The 16,214-nt window shown below is 40.7% G+C and carries 13 protein-coding genes; 7 read left to right on the top strand and 6 right to left on the bottom strand.

Annotated elements, in window-relative coordinates; genetic code table 11:
• Positions 1–7 precede the first annotated feature (7 nt).
• Positions 8–652 (bottom strand): LysE family translocator, encoded by a 645-nt coding sequence (locus ABZP26_RS19135; RefSeq protein ID WP_368485693.1) that lies wholly within the window; start codon positions 650–652, stop codon positions 8–10.
• Positions 653–766: 114 nt separating this feature from the next.
• Here ABZP26_RS19135 and ABZP26_RS19130 point away from each other — a divergent pair, with 114 nt between their 5' ends.
• From ABZP26_RS19130 to ABZP26_RS19120, 3 genes are all read left to right on the top strand, one after another.
• A complete protein-coding gene (locus ABZP26_RS19130; RefSeq protein WP_013462814.1) occupies positions 767–1,219 on the top strand; it encodes an Lrp/AsnC family transcriptional regulator in 453 nt (150 codons plus the stop codon).
• 289 nt (positions 1,220–1,508) lie between these two features.
• Positions 1,509–1,718, top strand: coding sequence for a cold-shock protein (locus tag ABZP26_RS19125; RefSeq protein ID WP_008463923.1), 210 nt, complete (start codon positions 1,509–1,511; stop codon positions 1,716–1,718).
• Positions 1,719–1,902: 184 nt separating this feature from the next.
• Positions 1,903–2,112 (top strand): cold-shock protein, encoded by a 210-nt coding sequence (locus tag ABZP26_RS19120; RefSeq protein WP_007377377.1) that lies wholly within the window; start codon positions 1,903–1,905, stop codon positions 2,110–2,112.
• Between the two features lie 103 nt (positions 2,113–2,215).
• Here ABZP26_RS19120 and ABZP26_RS19115 read toward each other — a convergent pair whose 3' ends face one another.
• The 4 genes from ABZP26_RS19115 to ABZP26_RS19100 all read right to left on the bottom strand — a co-directional run bounded on the left by ABZP26_RS19115 (position 2,216) and on the right by ABZP26_RS19100 (position 8,079).
• Positions 2,216–2,872, bottom strand: a complete 657-nt coding sequence (locus ABZP26_RS19115) for a class I SAM-dependent methyltransferase (RefSeq protein WP_368485692.1) — start codon at positions 2,870–2,872, stop codon at positions 2,216–2,218.
• A 9-nt stretch (positions 2,873–2,881) separates the two neighbouring features.
• On the bottom strand, positions 2,882–6,532 hold the full coding sequence (locus ABZP26_RS19110) for an AAA family ATPase (RefSeq protein ID WP_368485691.1): 3,651 nt from the start codon (positions 6,530–6,532) through the stop codon (positions 2,882–2,884).
• Positions 6,529–7,776: an exonuclease SbcCD subunit D gene (locus ABZP26_RS19105; protein WP_368485690.1), complete on the bottom strand. Its 1,248-nt coding sequence runs from the start codon at positions 7,774–7,776 to the stop codon at positions 6,529–6,531. The genes ABZP26_RS19110 and ABZP26_RS19105 overlap by 4 nt, the downstream gene beginning before the upstream one ends.
• Positions 7,777–7,842: 66 nt before the next feature.
• Positions 7,843–8,079, bottom strand: coding sequence for a hypothetical protein (locus ABZP26_RS19100; protein ID WP_013462818.1), 237 nt, complete (start codon positions 8,077–8,079; stop codon positions 7,843–7,845).
• A gap of 427 nt (positions 8,080–8,506) precedes the next feature.
• On the opposite strand from ABZP26_RS19100, the gene ABZP26_RS19095 reads away from it, so the two are divergent.
• The 4 genes from ABZP26_RS19095 (at position 8,507) to ABZP26_RS19080 (ending at position 13,197) form a co-directional block, all read left to right on the top strand.
• A complete protein-coding gene (locus tag ABZP26_RS19095; RefSeq protein WP_033103223.1) occupies positions 8,507–10,951 on the top strand; it encodes a M1 family metallopeptidase in 2,445 nt (814 codons plus the stop codon).
• Between the two features lie 2 nt (positions 10,952–10,953).
• The gene (locus tag ABZP26_RS19090; protein WP_368485689.1) at positions 10,954–11,448 is read left to right on the top strand and encodes a DUF6702 family protein; all 495 of its coding nucleotides are present in this window, start codon (positions 10,954–10,956) and stop codon (positions 11,446–11,448) included.
• 251 nt (positions 11,449–11,699) lie between these two features.
• Positions 11,700–12,317 carry an HAD family hydrolase gene (locus tag ABZP26_RS19085; RefSeq protein ID WP_013462823.1) on the top strand — a complete coding sequence of 206 codons (618 nt, stop codon included), beginning with the start codon at positions 11,700–11,702 and terminating at the stop codon, positions 12,315–12,317.
• Positions 12,318–12,471: 154 nt separating this feature from the next.
• Positions 12,472–13,197, top strand: a complete 726-nt coding sequence (locus ABZP26_RS19080; protein ID WP_013462824.1) for a YebC/PmpR family DNA-binding transcriptional regulator — start codon at positions 12,472–12,474, stop codon at positions 13,195–13,197.
• 667 nt (positions 13,198–13,864) lie between these two features.
• On the opposite strand, the gene ABZP26_RS19075 is transcribed toward ABZP26_RS19080, so the two are convergent.
• Entirely contained in the window at positions 13,865–16,042 is a 2,178-nt protein-coding gene (locus ABZP26_RS19075; RefSeq protein ID WP_368485688.1) for a malate synthase G, read from the bottom strand.
• Positions 16,043–16,214 lie beyond the last annotated feature (172 nt).

Below are 16,214 nucleotides of genomic sequence, written 5' to 3'. Positions count from 1 at the left end.
TCGTTTTTTAGGTAAGTGTTACGCTCAGTGTGTTAGCGCTATCAACTAGCATGAGCGAGCCCAAAATAAATAGGATGCAGGCCGATGCACGGCCAAATTTTAGTGAGAGCGCCGGATTATTGCTGAGGATTTTTCTGGCACTTACCCCTATTAACCAATATACCAGCGCACAGCCAACTAAATGAATAATGCTAAGTACCAGCAATTGTTCAGTAATAGAAAATGACAGTGTTGGTAAAACAAACTGCGGCAATAAGGCTAAAAATAACAGCATCACTTTGGGATTCAAGCCACTAATTATAAAGCCCTTTCTCATCCACTTTAGAGGCGTGTCTGAGGTGTGTTCTTGGCCATCGTTATAGGCTGCAGGCATTGAAGGAAATCGGTACAGTGATACGGCAATCCAAATTATGTACAAAGCACCAAATAAGGTTAACAGTTTTATAAAAATGGCATGCGACGCTAATAACGCGCCTAACCCTACCACCACTATTAAACTGGCCATTAAATGCCCAAGTATTAACCCCGCTACTGCAGGAATGATTTTATCACCCGCTATACCTGCACTGATTGTATAAGCCCAATCGGCACCGGGGGTAAGTACAAACAAGATTGATACCAGCCAAAAAGAAAAAATAATATTAATATCCATACGTATCCATGCGCTAAAACCCAAAATAAGTGAGCTGTTATTTTATTTCTTTCTGATGAGTAAAAGTTACTGTATTTTATTGATATGAGCGTTCATTTTAGGAAATAATCAACTATGGATACCATAGATAGGAAAATTCTTGCTGAGTTGCAAGTCGATGGCAGGCTCACCCTCTCTGAATTGGCTGATCGTGTTGGGTTAAGCGTGTCACCTTGTCATCGTCGTGTAAAAGAGCTTGAGAAAAGCAAAGCAATTGTTGGCTACAGAACTGAAATATCACCTGAAAAAGTGGGTTTAAACTTTTCTGCGTTAGTATTTATTACTATTAAAGAAGGTGATAAAGCGTCGTTAAGCAAATTAGAGCAAGCGGTGGATGCTATTCCTCAGATCACCAATGCACAACGCTTATTTGGCACCCCTGATTACTTATTACACGTCGTTACTAAAGATTTAGCCGCGTTTCAGCAACTCTACGATGACAAGCTATCAGCCTTACCGGGTGTACAGCGTTTAACCTCAACCATTGTGATGAAAGATATTGTAAGAGCGCGTAACTTGCACTTTTAACAGGTTATGTTTTACACGAACTTTAAAAAGTTAAGCCGATGACGCTGCAAAGCCTATGGCAGCGGGCTTTGCCTAAATAGGTAAAAATAAAGTGTAAATAAAGCTTGTTATAAAGTGTATTGCTGTTATTCTGCTTGCCATCGGGTTGATAGAAAGCCCTGTTTATTTGTAAGTACCTCGTTGTTATTAGTAATAATCCTTCGCGATATCCTCAAGTTAAATGTTTGTTTTCTTCCTGTTAAACGCCTATTTTAAGGCAAATTTTTTATTATTTTTTTAGGATATTATTATGTCTAATACAACTACTGGTACAGTAAAATTTTTCAATGAAGCAAAAGGTTTTGGTTTTATTGAGCAAGAATCTGGCGCTGACGTTTTCGCACATTTCAGTGCTATCTCTGGCGACGGTTTCAAAACATTAGCCGAAGGCCAAAAAGTACAGTTTACTGTAACGCAAGGTCAAAAAGGCCCGCAAGCTGAAAACATCGTTTGCATCTAAATAGTTTTAATTGATGGGTTAGTGTTAACCCATCAATATTTATAAGTTTGAAAGAAGTTTTGTTTTATTTGTTAGTACCCCGTTGTTTTAGTAATAATCCTACGCGATATCCTCAAGTTAACTATTTTTTCGGCTCAATCGCCTCTTTTCAGGCACACTTCAATTAATTTTTAGGATACATATTATGTCTAATACAACTACTGGTTCAGTAAAATGGTTTAACGAAGCAAAAGGTTTTGGTTTTATCGAGCAAGAATCTGGCGCAGACGTTTTCGCACATTTCAGTGCTATCTCTGGCGACGGTTTCAAAACATTAGCTGAAGGCCAACGTGTACAGTTTACTGTTACTCAAGGTCAAAAAGGCCCGCAAGCTGAAAACATCGTTTGCATCTAATTATAGAGGGAGTGGGCTTTAAAGCGCACTCACCCCGCTTAAACTCGTGTTAAGCAATAAAGCTAATATCATTATGATATTAGCTTTTTTTTTTGACAAAAATTTATACAACGTAACCGCTAAAGCCAAGTGCTTTAAAATAAAGCTTTGGAATACCAAATCCACATTCATTCAGTAGTTCACTAAAGCGCATACGATCTAGGGGGTAAAACTCTCTTTCGAGGTTATGCCCCATTTGAGTTTTGCCTGCTTCAGTTAGGCCTAATTGAGCACAGGTGTTTAATTGTGACTCACGTTCAAATGTTGTTTCTGGGCGCATTAAATCAGCAATATAAAGATTCGCTCCTTTTTTAAGGTTAGCTTTAATGCTTTTAAGAATTTGTTTTTTGTCGCCGTTATCTTCTACAAAATGCATCACCAGTAAACATAATACGGCGTCTGCTTTCGCTTTTATTTTATCAACTGGGCTACATTCAATAGTGACACGGCTATCAATACCTTGCTCTGCAAAGCGCTGTTTTGCAATATCGAGCATATCACTGGAGGTGTCTTGGGCAGTAAACTGCCATTTAGGATTTATTTGTGCTAATGCTAATACTTCCTTACCTGTGCCGGCACCAATCACTAAAATGTGTGCATCGTCGCTTAACGTGGTTTGCAGTTGTGCATTGGTTAGTTGATGAAGTAGCTCATAGCCTGGGACTAAACGGGTAATGCGGTTATCATATTCTTGTGCTTCTTCGCCTTTGAAAGTGGGCATGCTGTCTCCTTAAATTACGTTTATGGTGGAGTATCCACCCGGTTTTTTAGCGACATGAATTTGCGTAGCAACGCGTTCGCTCATTTCACTTACATGTGAAATTACACCGACCTTTCTACCTTGCGCTTGCAATGAATCTAGCGCGTCCATGGCAATACTGAGTGTTTCACTATCTAGTGTTCCAAAGCCCTCGTCAACAAATAACGAGTTAATTTGCACTTTGTTCGAAGATAGTGAGGCAAGTCCCAGTGCTAATGCCAACGACACTAAAAACGATTCACCGCCAGATAGCGTATTGACCGAGCGTTGTTCATCGGCCATATCGCGGTCGATAATGGCTATATCAAGTGACTCAGCAATTGCAGTGAGCTCATAACGCTTGTTAAGGGTTTTTAAATGGCTATTAGCATAATGCAGCAATATTTTGAGTGTTTGTGTTTGCGCTAAATTACGCATTGTTTTACCTGTGGCATCACCTAGTACTTTATTAAGTAAATGCCATTGGTCAACCTGTTGCTTGAGCTGGCTCAGTTCAGCTTGTTTGCCCTCAAGCGCTTTTGCATTTTGGTTGTGCTGCTCAATCGCGGTGTTGATGGTGAGTAAGCTATTTTGCAATTGTGTTTGCTGGGTATTTAAGTGGTTTTGTTGCTCAATTAGCTGTGCTTCGCTTTGCGTTGGCTGATTATTTTGTTGATGCTTTTCATTAGCTTGTTGCTGTTGCTTTAACGCGGCACTGGCATCAACGACTGCTTGCGATAGTTGCTCGCCTTGTTTTAACTGAGTTTTAATATCGTCGTTGCTGATAGTTAGTAAAAATGTGACTTGCTCATGACTGATATCGCCATGAAGGATGTTAAATTCTTTAAACCAGTCGTTGTAACGCGTTTCAAGCATCACTAACTCTTGGTGGTTATCTGCCAGACGATGCTCAAGGTTTTTAAGCGTGATGGCGTGTTCATCGCGCTGTTTTACGGCACTGTCGTATGCTTGTTGGCTGGCACTTAATTGGTTTTGGCAGTGCTCTAGCTGTGCTGACAGTTTAGCTTGGTAGTCATCGGCGCTAATAGTTTGGTTATCAAATAAGGCTAAGCGCTGTTGCTGCGTATTATTGTGCTGTTGCTGTGTTTGAGTTAATTCTTCATTGAGCGTGTTAACTCGCTGCTCTGCTTTGGTTATAAGCGGTGTTAGTTGTTGTAACTGTACATTGGCGCTGTCGAATTGTTTTTGACTTTGCTCAAGCTGTGCTTGGATTTGCTGATATTGTTCTACCTGCTGAGCTAAATCGCTAAGCGGTAACGAGCCTGCTTGCAATGCGTGCCAAAAATCACTGTGTTCAAAATGTAAATTGAGCTCTTTTATAAGCGCTTCGTTTTGAGTTGCTAGTTCATCGCATTTGTTATTAAGCTGAGATTGCTGATTGCTCAGCTCAACATGCTGTGTGTTTAATTGTTGCTGTGTCGCTTGTTCTTTTTTAACTGTGCTTTGCAGCTGGTTAACAGTTTCTTGCAAATTACTGAGCTGTTTTTGCGCCGAAAAATACTGTGTTTTTTGTTCACTTAATTGCTTATAAGTTTCATCAAGCTGCTCAACTGTTAACTCATTAAGCTCGGTTTTAGCCGCTTGCATGGTATTTTTAATTTCCAGCATTTTGGCTTGTGCATCACTAATGGCTTGGCTGTACTGAGCATGCTCTGCCACCAAAACCGCGTGTTGTGTTTGGTGCTGATGAAGCTGTGTTTGAGCATCTTGGTGTTGCTGCTTTTCGTTATTATATGCATTTTCAAAGTCGGTTATTAGGTTTGTAAAAGGTTGGCTTTGATTGCTCGCGAACGGGTGCTCTGTAGCCCCACAAACGGCACACGACTCATTTGGAACCAGTTGTGCGCGTAAATGCTCAACATGCTCACTGGCACGAAGCCTCGCTTGATTAAGCGCTTGCTCTGCGTGTTTAAGTGCCTGCTCTTTGATGGTTAAATGCGTAAGCAGCGTAGTTTTAGTGTGTTCACTGTGGCTGAGCTTTTCTGCCACATCACGTTGCTGTTGCACCGTGTGTTTTAATTCTTGGTTAAACTGCTTATAGCGTGTGCGCTGATCTTTTAAATAATCAATGTTTTTAAGCTTATTGTCGCATTGTTCAATGTTAAATTGAGCGTGCTGCTGGTTTAGCTTATTTAGGCTTTGCTGCTGCGTTGTAAGCGTTTGCTCTGCTTGTTCGAGTTGTTTATTTTGCTCGCTAAGTTTTGCTGTGAGTATTGTTTGTTGCTCTGCGTGAGCCTGAGCTTGCTGCTGGGTTGTTTTTAGTTGTGTCTGAGTATTAAAAAACTGCTTAAAACTATGATGAAAATAGTTCCAATCAGTTGCCAATGGCTTTAATTGACTCTGCTCGTTCAACCAGTGCTGATGCCCTGTGATTTGAGTTGTGGCTTGCTCTGCACTTATTTTGTTTTGTTGTAGCTGCTGTTGTAAATCACTTAATTGTTGCTGCTCTTTGGCGCTTTGTTGAGTCAGACTTTTTATAGTTTGGTTATATATTGCTAATTGGCTGTCGAGCTCTCGCGCTTTTGCAATCAGAGGCTCTGCCGTTAGCTTTTGTTGTTTTGCTGTATCTAATTCGTTTTGCTGTTTTTTTACGTTACTGGCTTGCACGGTGATCAGCGCGTTGTGATCAAGCTCGTTTAATTGTTTTATTTGTGTATTTAACTGGCTATTTTGCGCTGTTAAGCTTTCACAGCGCTGGCGGTTATCTTTAATTTCAAGCGCACTTTGCGCTTGTTTCGCTTGCTCCGTTTGCGCTTTAACAGCATTGAGTGCGGCATGTGCTTGTTGCTCGTTTTGCTGAGCATTTTTTAATGTCAGCTCCAAGCTATGTGCTTGCTTATACCAATTAACGCCTTGCTCTGTCGTTGCTAAAGTTGTTTTAGTGTGTTCAATTTGTTGTTTTAAATCAGACAGCGTTTGTTGTTTTTCACTCAGCTCATCGTCAGACAATAACGTATAACTGGCTAAACTTGCCGTTAGTAATTCAAATTTATCTTTAATAGCTTTGTTGCGCTCAAATATACGCTGCCCTATTCGACTAAATTTATCGGTGCCAGTCAGGCACTCTAAAAGCTGCGCGCGCTCATCGCCAGTGGCTTTTAAAAAGGCGGCAAACTCATGTTGTGCTAGTAGCACCGCACGCGAGAATTGCTCAAAGGTTAAACCTATTTTATTTTCTATGGCTTTTAAGGTGCCACTTTTGTCAGCAATTAAGGTTTCATCGGGTAGGCTATGTAAAGTATGTTCGGCCACTTTAAGTTTGCCGGTTACTTTTTTATGCGTACGTTGAATACTATAACGTGCTCTGTAAAGCTGTTGGTCTTGGCCACTAAAATCTACTTCGGCGTACCCTTCCCATTTGCCACGGCGCAATAAATTGCGGGCATCGTTAAGCTTAATGTTATCGCCATTAAAATCAATTAGGTTACCTTTATCGCCTTTCAAACGCGCAGTTTTAGTATAAAGTGCTAAGCAGATAGCATCGAGTACGGTGCTTTTTCCTGCGCCGGTGTCACCTGTAATGGCAAAGAGGCCTGCGTCTTTGAGTGGTGAGGCTAAAAAGTCGATTTCGGCATCGGCAATAGAGGCTAAATTATGAATACGAACAGCCGTTATTTTCATAGCAGTTGCTCCTGTTCAAGCTCTTCAATTACGTCGGTTAACAGTGCTTTTAACTCATTGGGCACGGTTGCTGCGGCCATATCTTTATCATTATTAAATGCTTGTTCGAGTAAGCTAATTGGGTTGAGCATTTCAACAAAGCTTAAATCTTCAAATACCGTTTCTGAGGAATTACTCACTTGCTGGTCACGAACTCGCTCTATGCCACAAAAATTAACCTGCTTTCCTTTAAGTGCTTGCTCAATTTGTTCTCGAAAGGTGGTATCGATATCACTTGATTTAAGTTTTACTCGTAAGTAGGGAGCAATGTCGTATTGCTCTGTATCGAGTGCTTTTATTTGCTCACACAGCAGTGCTAAAGGCACACATTCTCCTTCAGGAAGAACAATGACTTCTGCTAAGCGCGGAATGTAAAGGGGGTTTACAGTGGTGTTTAACGGTTGGTTTTTTTGCTCGCTAAATTCAACCACATTTACTTGATGGGTATACTTTCTCTCTGAAAACGACATTGGAATAGGTGTGCCGCTGTAACGTATTTGCTCATTTTTAGCCACTAGTTGTGCTTTATGTAAGTGGCCTAGTGCGACGTAATTGGCTTGCTTACCAAATACCGACGCTGAAATAGCTTCTTCACCGCCAATGACCAAATTACGTTCAGAGTCACCGGAAATATTACCGCCTTTTGCATGCAAATGACCCATAACAATTAAAGGCGTATTTTCAGCGTTAAGTGTTAGCGCATGTTCAAGAGCAAGTTCATAGGCTTTTGCAACGCCCTGTGCGTAACTGGGGCCATTTTCGGTTTGGCTAAGCGTGCTTATGTCACTGGTGCGTAAAAAAGGCATAGCGAGTACCACAGCGCGTTTATCATCGTTATTAATCGTTATTACAACGTCACTGGGTTTAGCAGGATCAAACCGCCCTACCACATGAGTATCAAACTGGGCTAATAAGGGCTGTGCAGCCAAAATACGATTAGCGGAGTCATGATTACCCGCAATAATAACAACATGTAATTGTGGGCACTGGGCTTTGGCGTTTTTTATAAATTGATAGAGTTGGTTTTCGGCGCTAGCACTCGGTGTGGCAGTATGATAAATGTCACCTGCAACAAGCAATAAATCGATTTGTTGGTTAACGAGGGTGGTTAACAGCCAAGAGAAAAAAGCATGGTGTTCATGACGGCGATCATGTTCATAAAATTGCTGACCTAGGTGCCAGTCTGAAGTGTGAAGAACTTTCATTTTGCGCTCTTAAAAAACCATAAGAGCGCCAATATACCCAAGGCAATTAAAGATGCAAGTATCGCTTTAGGTTAAAGTATACCAAGCTATAAAAATAACGGGCAAAGCAGCGAGCGCAATTGTTAAAGGCCACTTTAATGCTTTGGCTTTTTTAGCTTGTAATACTTGCAGTGCATTAGTTTCATTACAAGCAGCGACTTTATCAATATATAGATAACCCGAGTTTATATACTGCTTACAATTTTGCACGTCTGCTGGTATTGCAATTAGTTTTTGCTGCTTTTTTAGGACATAAAAATCCATAAACTCACCACACTTGTTACGACTAGTTAGAACAAAAAATATTTGAGAGAAACGCTAAAAAAATGCTCTCAAATTAAAAAAGTGGGCGATTCTAATTACAAACCATAGTAAAGATCAACCTAAAACTGCGTTATTTAGCTTTTTTAATGAAAATAGCTGTGTTTTTTTGTTTTATCTCTACTTTTAGTAATAGCCAGTGTGTTTTGTAAACCCCCTTTACAGTTTTGTTTAGCGTATTAATGGCCTTTGTTTTTTATTCAATTTCTGACGAAATGTCCGTTCTTTTTTGTTGTATAAAACGCTATTTATTGTATTTACAAAAAGGTGGGGAATATCACCCTATAAAAGCAGGGTTTTATCGCTATTTTATTGAAGCTAAGCTGTAAATTTGTCACAGTAGCGTTACTAAAATCGATCAGGATTAACAATGAAGAAAAATTTATTTACACTGAGCGCATTTGTATTGCCTTTGGCAATGGCAAGCTCTGTGCTTGCCTCATCTGTTGAGCAAACTAAAGGCAGCTATGTTGATAAGTTTCGTCAACTAGATGAAGCTTTACCTACGCCTAACGTTTACCGCAGTGCAGCTGGTGCCCCTGCTGAAAATTATTGGCAACAACGCGTTGATTACGATATTGATGTAAAGCTTGATGAGCAAAAGCGTCGCTTAACGGGGAGTCAAACAATTGAATATAAAAATAACTCTCCGCATACATTAAAGTATTTATGGCTTCAGCTTGATCAAAATATTTTTAAAAATGACTCAATTGCAGAAACCACGCAAACATTTAAAAGTACCCTACAAAACGAACCAGATGCAAAACCAGCTAAGTTAAGCTTAGGTGATTTACGTCGTCAGCAATTTATGGACGATAATGAACTGGGTTACACCATCAGCAATGTTAAAGATGAAGATGGTAAAGCGCTGCGCGTGACTGTGGTTGATACCTTAATGCGCATTGATTTAAATACGCCACTTAAACCCGGTAAAGATGTTGAGTTTAGTATGGACTTTGCGTTTAACCTCGTTGAAGAAGACGCGGTAGGCGCACGTGCAGGTTACGAGCATTTTGAAGAAGACGGTAACGATATTTTCTTAGTTGCACAGTGGTTTCCTCGCTTAGCGGCTTACACCGATTACGAAGCATGGACAAACAAACCGTTTTTAGGCAGTGGTGAGTTCACTTTAGAGTTTGGTGACTACGATGTTGAAATTACGGTTCCTGCGGATCATATTGTATCGGCAACTGGTAAGCTTGATAACCCAAGCTCGGTATTGACCAGCACTCAGCGCAAGCGTTTAAAAGAAGCTGAAACAGCAAAACGCCCTGTGTTTGTTGTTACCGAAGAGGAAGCGCTCGAAAACGAAAAAGCCGGTACAGACAAAACAAAAACATGGCATTTTAAAGCAGAAAATGTTCGTGACTTTGCTTGGGCATCATCACGTAAATTTATGTGGGATGCTAAAGGTTACCAGCAAGGTGGTGATGAACAACCACTCGTTATGGCGATGTCGTTCTTCCCTAAAGAAGGTGGCGACTTATGGAAGAAATACTCAACTGAAGCGGTTGTACACACGATGGAAGTGTATTCACAGTATTCATTTGATTACCCATACCCAACTGCGCAGTCAGTTAATGGCCCTGTAGGGGGTATGGAATACCCAATGATCACTTTTAATGGCCCACGTACAGATTTACAAGACGATGGTACACGCACTTACTCTCAAGCAGAAAAACGCTTTTTAATTGGTGTTGTTATCCATGAGGTAGGTCATATCTACTTCCCAATGATTGTAAATTCAGATGAGCGCCAATGGACTTGGATGGATGAAGGCTTAAATAGCTTTTTAGACGGTGTTGCTGGGCGTGAATGGGATCCAACGATTCCATGGGGCGTTGAACCACGTGACATTGTTGCTTACATGAAGTCAGAGACTCAAGTGCCTATCATGACGCAATCAGACAGCGTGCTACGTTTAGGCCCTAATGCCTATACTAAACCTGCTGCGGCATTAAATATTTTACGTGAAGTGATTTTAGGGCGTGAATTATTTGATTTTGCCTTTAAAGAGTACGCTCAGCGCTGGAAGTATAAACGCCCTACTCCCGCTGATTTTTTCCGTACTATGGAAGAAGCCTCAGGTGTTGATTTAGATTGGTTTTGGCGTGGTTGGTTCTACACCACAGACCATGTTGATATCTCGCTTGATAAAGTATATCAATTACGTTTAGACACCAAAAATCCAGATATTGACTTTAAACGTTTACGTGATATTGAAGCTGATAAGCCAAGTTCGTTATTTGTTGAGCGTAATCGCGCTGAAGGTAAAAAAACGTGGGTTGAACAAAATCCAGATGTGACAGATTTTTATGACGAAAACGATCGCTTTACCGTTACAAACAAAGAGCGTAATACGTACAATAAGTTTTTAAAAGGCTTAAAGCCGTGGGAGCGTAAAACACTTGATCGCGCGCTAGAAGAAGACAAAAACTACTACGTGATGGAGTTTTCAAACCTCGGTGGCTTAGTGATGCCAATTCTTTTAGAGCTAACGTATGAAGATGGCACTAAAGAGGAACGTTATATTCCTGCAGAAATTTGGCGTCGTAATCACAAAAACGTACAAAAGCTGATTATTACCGACAAAAACAAACCGCTTACCTCAGTAACGGTTGATCCAGGCTGGGAAACAGCAGATGTTGATGTAGAAAATAACCACTACCCACGTCGTATTATTCCTTCGCGTATTGAAGTTTATAAACGTGAAAAGAGTAAGGCAAAAGTAAGCCGCGATATTATGCAAGATATCAAAACAGAGCTGAAAAAAGACGAGCCAAAAGACGAAAAAAATAACGACGAGGACCAATAATAATGCGCTTTTTGCTTATTATTGCTTGTTTTTTAATTGCTGCGCCAAGTATGGCGCATCAATTAAAATCATCCGTTACAACGGTGTTATTTAATCAGCGTACGCACAATATTGAATTGATGCATCGTTTTTATTTACATGACACAGAGCATGCTGTTGGTAACTTGTTTCAAGGCAAAGTGGATATTATGAGTAACAAGCGTGACCAAAAACGCTTTGCCAAGTATGTTGAATCTCATGTTGCCTTACAAACCTTGAGCGGTGAGCCCCTCACCCTTAATTATGTAGGTGCACAAGTGGATGGTAAGTTTTTTTGGGTGTACCAAGAAGCTGCTATTCCCGATGAGATTGAGGGCATTAGAATGAGTCATGGTGCACTGCGTGATTTGTGGCCTGCACAAGTGAATATGGTGAATGTTGAAGGGCGAGGACAGATAAAAACCTTAAACTTTAGCCAAGACGATACCTGGCTTGAAGCGAAATTTGAGCCGAAATAACCACTATTATTGCGCACCTTTAGAGGGTGCGCACTTTCCTTTATAGCTGATCGAGTTAATTAATTGCATCGTAAAGTCTTTACTATACCAGTTATACAAACCCAAACTATTACGTTATCAAATGAGCTATAATTAAATTTCAATGGACTGAGCTGTTTTTTATATGTTTATTGATATACTTTTTATTAAAGGTTTAGATAACCTAAGCCAAACCTAGCATACTGAGCTAATTATTTAGCGCAAGGAATGAAATGAAAACGCAAATTGAGGCAATCAAAGGTGTTATTTTTGATTTAGACGGAACTTTAGTATCTTCAGAATTAAACTTTTCATTGATAAAAGCCCAAGTAGGTTGCCCTGCAGAGCAAGACTTACTCGATTACATAGAACAACTGCCTTCCCCCTATATGCGTGAAGAAGCAATGAATATAGTGCATCAGCATGAGTTGTTAGATGCACAATCGGCTAAGCTTCTACCTGGCGTTGTAGAGGCTGTTAAAGCGCTACAAGCTAAAAACATACCTATGGCCATTGTTACACGTAATTTTGATAAGGCGGCGACATTAAAGTTACAGAATAACCCGCTACCAATAGAAACAGTACTCACCCGAACAGACGCACCAGCAAAACCCGATCCGAGCGCTTTATTAACGGTTGCAACTCAATGGGAAATGCCGGTTGATAATGTGATTTATGTTGGTGATTATTTATACGACATACAAGCGGCGCACAATGCTAATATGCGTGCCTGTTTGTATGCACCTGATGTGACCCCCGGGTATGCCGAACAAGCCGATTTTGTTATTCATGCATTTGATGAGTTGGTGTCATTAATTGACAATTACGCTGAAAAAGTTGAGTTATGTTAAATTGAGCTTTGTTTTATTTATTTAATAACATAATGGGTATTATTTAAATTAATACCCAGCTGCTTTTGCACAGCATAGCATGTTGAACCACTAGCCCAATACGGTTTGAATTGGTAAAATATCGCAAACCAAATGTATTCAATAGAGGCACAAGATGGGCAGAGCATTTGAAGTCCGCAAAAGTTCGATGGCTAAAACAGCCAACGCAAAAACTAAAGTAAATTCGAAGTACGGTAAAGAAATTTACGTTGCAGCCAAAAGTGGTGAACCCGATCCCGATGTAAATCAAACATTGCGCCGCTTAATTGAAAAAGCAAAAAAAGACCAAGTTCCCGCGCACGTAATCGAAAAAGCAATTGAAAAAGCAGCCGGTGGGGCAGGGGAAGATTACTCTTCAGCCCGTTACGAGGGTTACGGCCCTGGTAATTGTATGGTGATTGTTGACTGTTTAACCGACAACCCAAACCGCACAATTAAAGATGTACGTTTACCGTTTACTAAAACAGATTCAAAAATAGGTACGCCTGGGTGTGTTGCACATATGTTTGATCACCTTGCTGTTTTAGGATTTGCGGGCGATGACGACGAAGTTGTGTTAGAAGCCCTCATGATGGCTGACGTTGATGTAACCGATGTAGAAGCCGAAGATGGCAAGGTATCGGTGTTTGCACCGCATACTGAGTATTTTAAAGCTAAAACGGCACTGGAAGAGGCATTTGAAGGCATTAACTTTGAAGTTGATGAAATTACCTTTGTGCCACAAGTACATGTTGAAATCACTGATGAAGAAGTTATTGCCAACTTTGATAAATTTATCAATATGCTTGAAGATTGCGATGACGTACAAAATGTTTATCACAACGCGACTATTAAAAATTAATTCGTAGCGATTTGAATAGTGATTATTCACTAGCGTTATAAAAAATTAGCTTAGGGTCTGTTGACCTTTGCGGATTAAAATTTGTTCAAACTAGGGGCGGTTTAATCGCGGCGCGAGGTTTGTAACCTAGTGGGCTAAGTAAAAACCGAGCAAAGCTTCCGCGTCCTGCTCACGCCCCTTACCTACATCCATGTAGGCAACAAAGAGTAAATCGCCCCTAGGCAAAACCCGAAGGGCAGCGCCTGTTTGGCATTGATGCTGCGTTATCGCCTATTTATGGGGAATAACCACATTATACCCAAATTGCCTTAATATACAGAATTCAGCGTTTCACAGGGACTTAATATCAAGGCGTTCCCTTTGCAATAATGGTCCTCCCTTTTAAAAAGGAACAACGAAGGGAGTAAGTTCCTGTGAAACGCCCTACGGGTTGGTTTAAAAGCTATTTATGCTGCGTTATTGATTTTAACAAGGGAATAACCATTATTTTCAATCAATGCCTTGTCAAAATAGCTTTTAATTCCAACTGAAACTCGCAGATTAAGGTAATTTGGGTATAGATAGGCTCTACCTTACCTAAATACCAAACAGACTGCTGCAAATTTAACCTTGAAAGGTCAACAGACCCTAGTAAAGCTGATTTTTTATTTTTAGGTTAAGTTTTAAGTTAGTGCTGTGCTTTATATTTCAAGCGGTAGCTGTGTAGTAGCGGCTCTGTGTAACCGCTCGGTTGGCTAACCCCTTCAAATACCAGTGCTAAAGCAGCTTGATACGCAATACTTTTAGCTAATGTCTGCTCATTAGTTGCCATTGGTGTGTAAAGGCTGTCATGCTCATTTTGGCCATCAACAACTTTAGCCATTTTTGCCATTACCTTTTGCACTTGCTCTTTGCTACATACTCCATGATGTAGCCAGTTGGCGATATGTTGGCTTGAAATACGTAAGGTGGCTCTGTCTTCCATTAAACCAATATGGTTAATATCAGGCACTTTAGAACAGCCTATTCCTTGGTCAATCCAGCGTACTACGTAGCCTAAAATACCTTGCGCGTTGTTTTCAAGCTCGCTTTGAATATCTTCTTTTGACAGCGTCTCAGGGTTTGGCATGAGCGGCGGTGTAAGTAAGCTCTCTAGGCTTGCTATTTGACGCGTGGCAATGCTTTGCTGCAGGCTAAATACATCAACATCATGATAATGCATTGCGTGTAATGTGGCGGCAGTAGGGGAGGGCACCCAAGCGGTATTTGCGCCAGATTGAGGGTGCGCTATTTTTTGCTCCATCATCATCGCCATTTTATCTGGCATTGCCCACATACCTTTACCAATTTGCGCTTTATGGCTTAAGCCACAGGCTAGGCCAATATCAACGTTGCGATCTTCGTAAGCGCTGATCCAAGGCTGTGCTTTAATAGCCGCTTTCGGCAGCACAACACCCGCTTGCATTGAGGTATGAATTTCATCGCCAGTGCGGTCTAAAAAGCCAGTGTTAATAAACACAACACGCTCTTTAGCAGCATGAATACAGGCTTTTAAGTTAGCAGATGTACGACGCTCTTCGTCCATAATACCCATTTTTAGGGTGTTTTTAGGCAAGCTCAGCGCCTCTTCAACCATACCAAACAAGGTATTAGCAAAGGCGACTTCATCAGGGCCATGCATTTTCGGTTTTACAATATTAATACTTTGCGCGGTTGAATTTTTAATCGTGTTTTTAGTGTTTAAATCGTGCAAAGCAGCTGTTGCGGTGAACATGGCATCCATAATGCCTTCAAACACATCATTGCCGCTTACATCGGTAATGGCTGGATTTGTCATTAAATGTCCCACGTTACGCACAAACATCATACTGCGCCCTTTGAGGGTCAGTTTTTGGCCATCAAGACCTGTATATTGTCGGTCAGCTTGTAACGTGCGGTCGACCATTTTGTCGCCTTTTCTAAACGTTTCAACCAAGTTGCCTTGCATTAAACCAAGCCAGTTTTTGTAAACTTGTACTTTATCTTCTGCATCCACTGCGGCAACCGAGTCTTCACAGTCCATAATGGTTGTTAGTGCGGCTTCTAGCACCACATCTTTTAACCCTGCTTTATCAGCTTGACCAATAGGGTGGTGATGGTCTATTTGCAGCTCAATATGCAATCCATTGTTCTTAAGTAAAATAACACTCGGGTTTTGTGCTTCACCTTGATAGCCAATCAGTTGCTCAGGGTTTTTAAGTGTGGTGTGCGAACTGTCGCGCAGGGTAATAGCAAGGGCGCCGTCAACAATAGAATAGTTAGTACTTTCAATATGCGAGCCATTTTCAAGCGGTAATGCTTTGTCTAAAAACTGCCTTGCGTAAGCCATTACTTTAAAGCCACGAACAGGGTTGTATTGGCTGCCTTTTTCGGCGCCGTCGTCTTCGCTTAATACATCGGTTCCATATAAAGCATCGTACAACGACCCCCAACGTGCATTAGCTGCATTAAGTGCAAAGCGTGCATTACTAACCGGCACCACTAGCTGTGGCCCTGCAGTCAACGCTATTTCTGGCTCTACATTTTGAGTTTCAATACTAAAGTTTTCAGGCTCATCAACTAGGTAGCCAATATCTTTTAAAAACGCTTGATACTGAGCTTGGTCAGCATTTTTATTTGCAAGGTGGTAGTCATCAATTTGCTTTTGTAGCTGTTCACGCTTAGCCAGTAGTGATTTGTTCAATGGTGTAAGTGTTTGCACTATGTGGGCAAAGCTTTTCCAAAACTGGTGTTCATCAAGATGGGTACCAGGTAATAATTGTTTTTTAACAAATTCAGCAAGTTGCTTATCAACGCTGAGTCCTGAATGGGTGAGAGTGTGGCTCATAATTAATATCCTTAAACGGTCCGACAGTGTGCAATTTTTTTTATGCGTACACCTACCATATCGCAAAAAAGTGGCTTTGAATGCTTTTTAGTCATTCACTATATGTATAGCCACAATAAAAACTATAAATTTACTAAATCTAAAAAATAAGCCTAATGTTTAATTAAGCGCT

Origin of the sequence: Pseudoalteromonas sp. SD03 (assembly GCF_040937955.1) — a bacterium.
GTDB lineage: Bacteria > Pseudomonadota > Gammaproteobacteria > Enterobacterales > Alteromonadaceae > Pseudoalteromonas > Pseudoalteromonas tetraodonis.
This window is presented reverse-complemented; position numbering and strand designations above follow the sequence as displayed.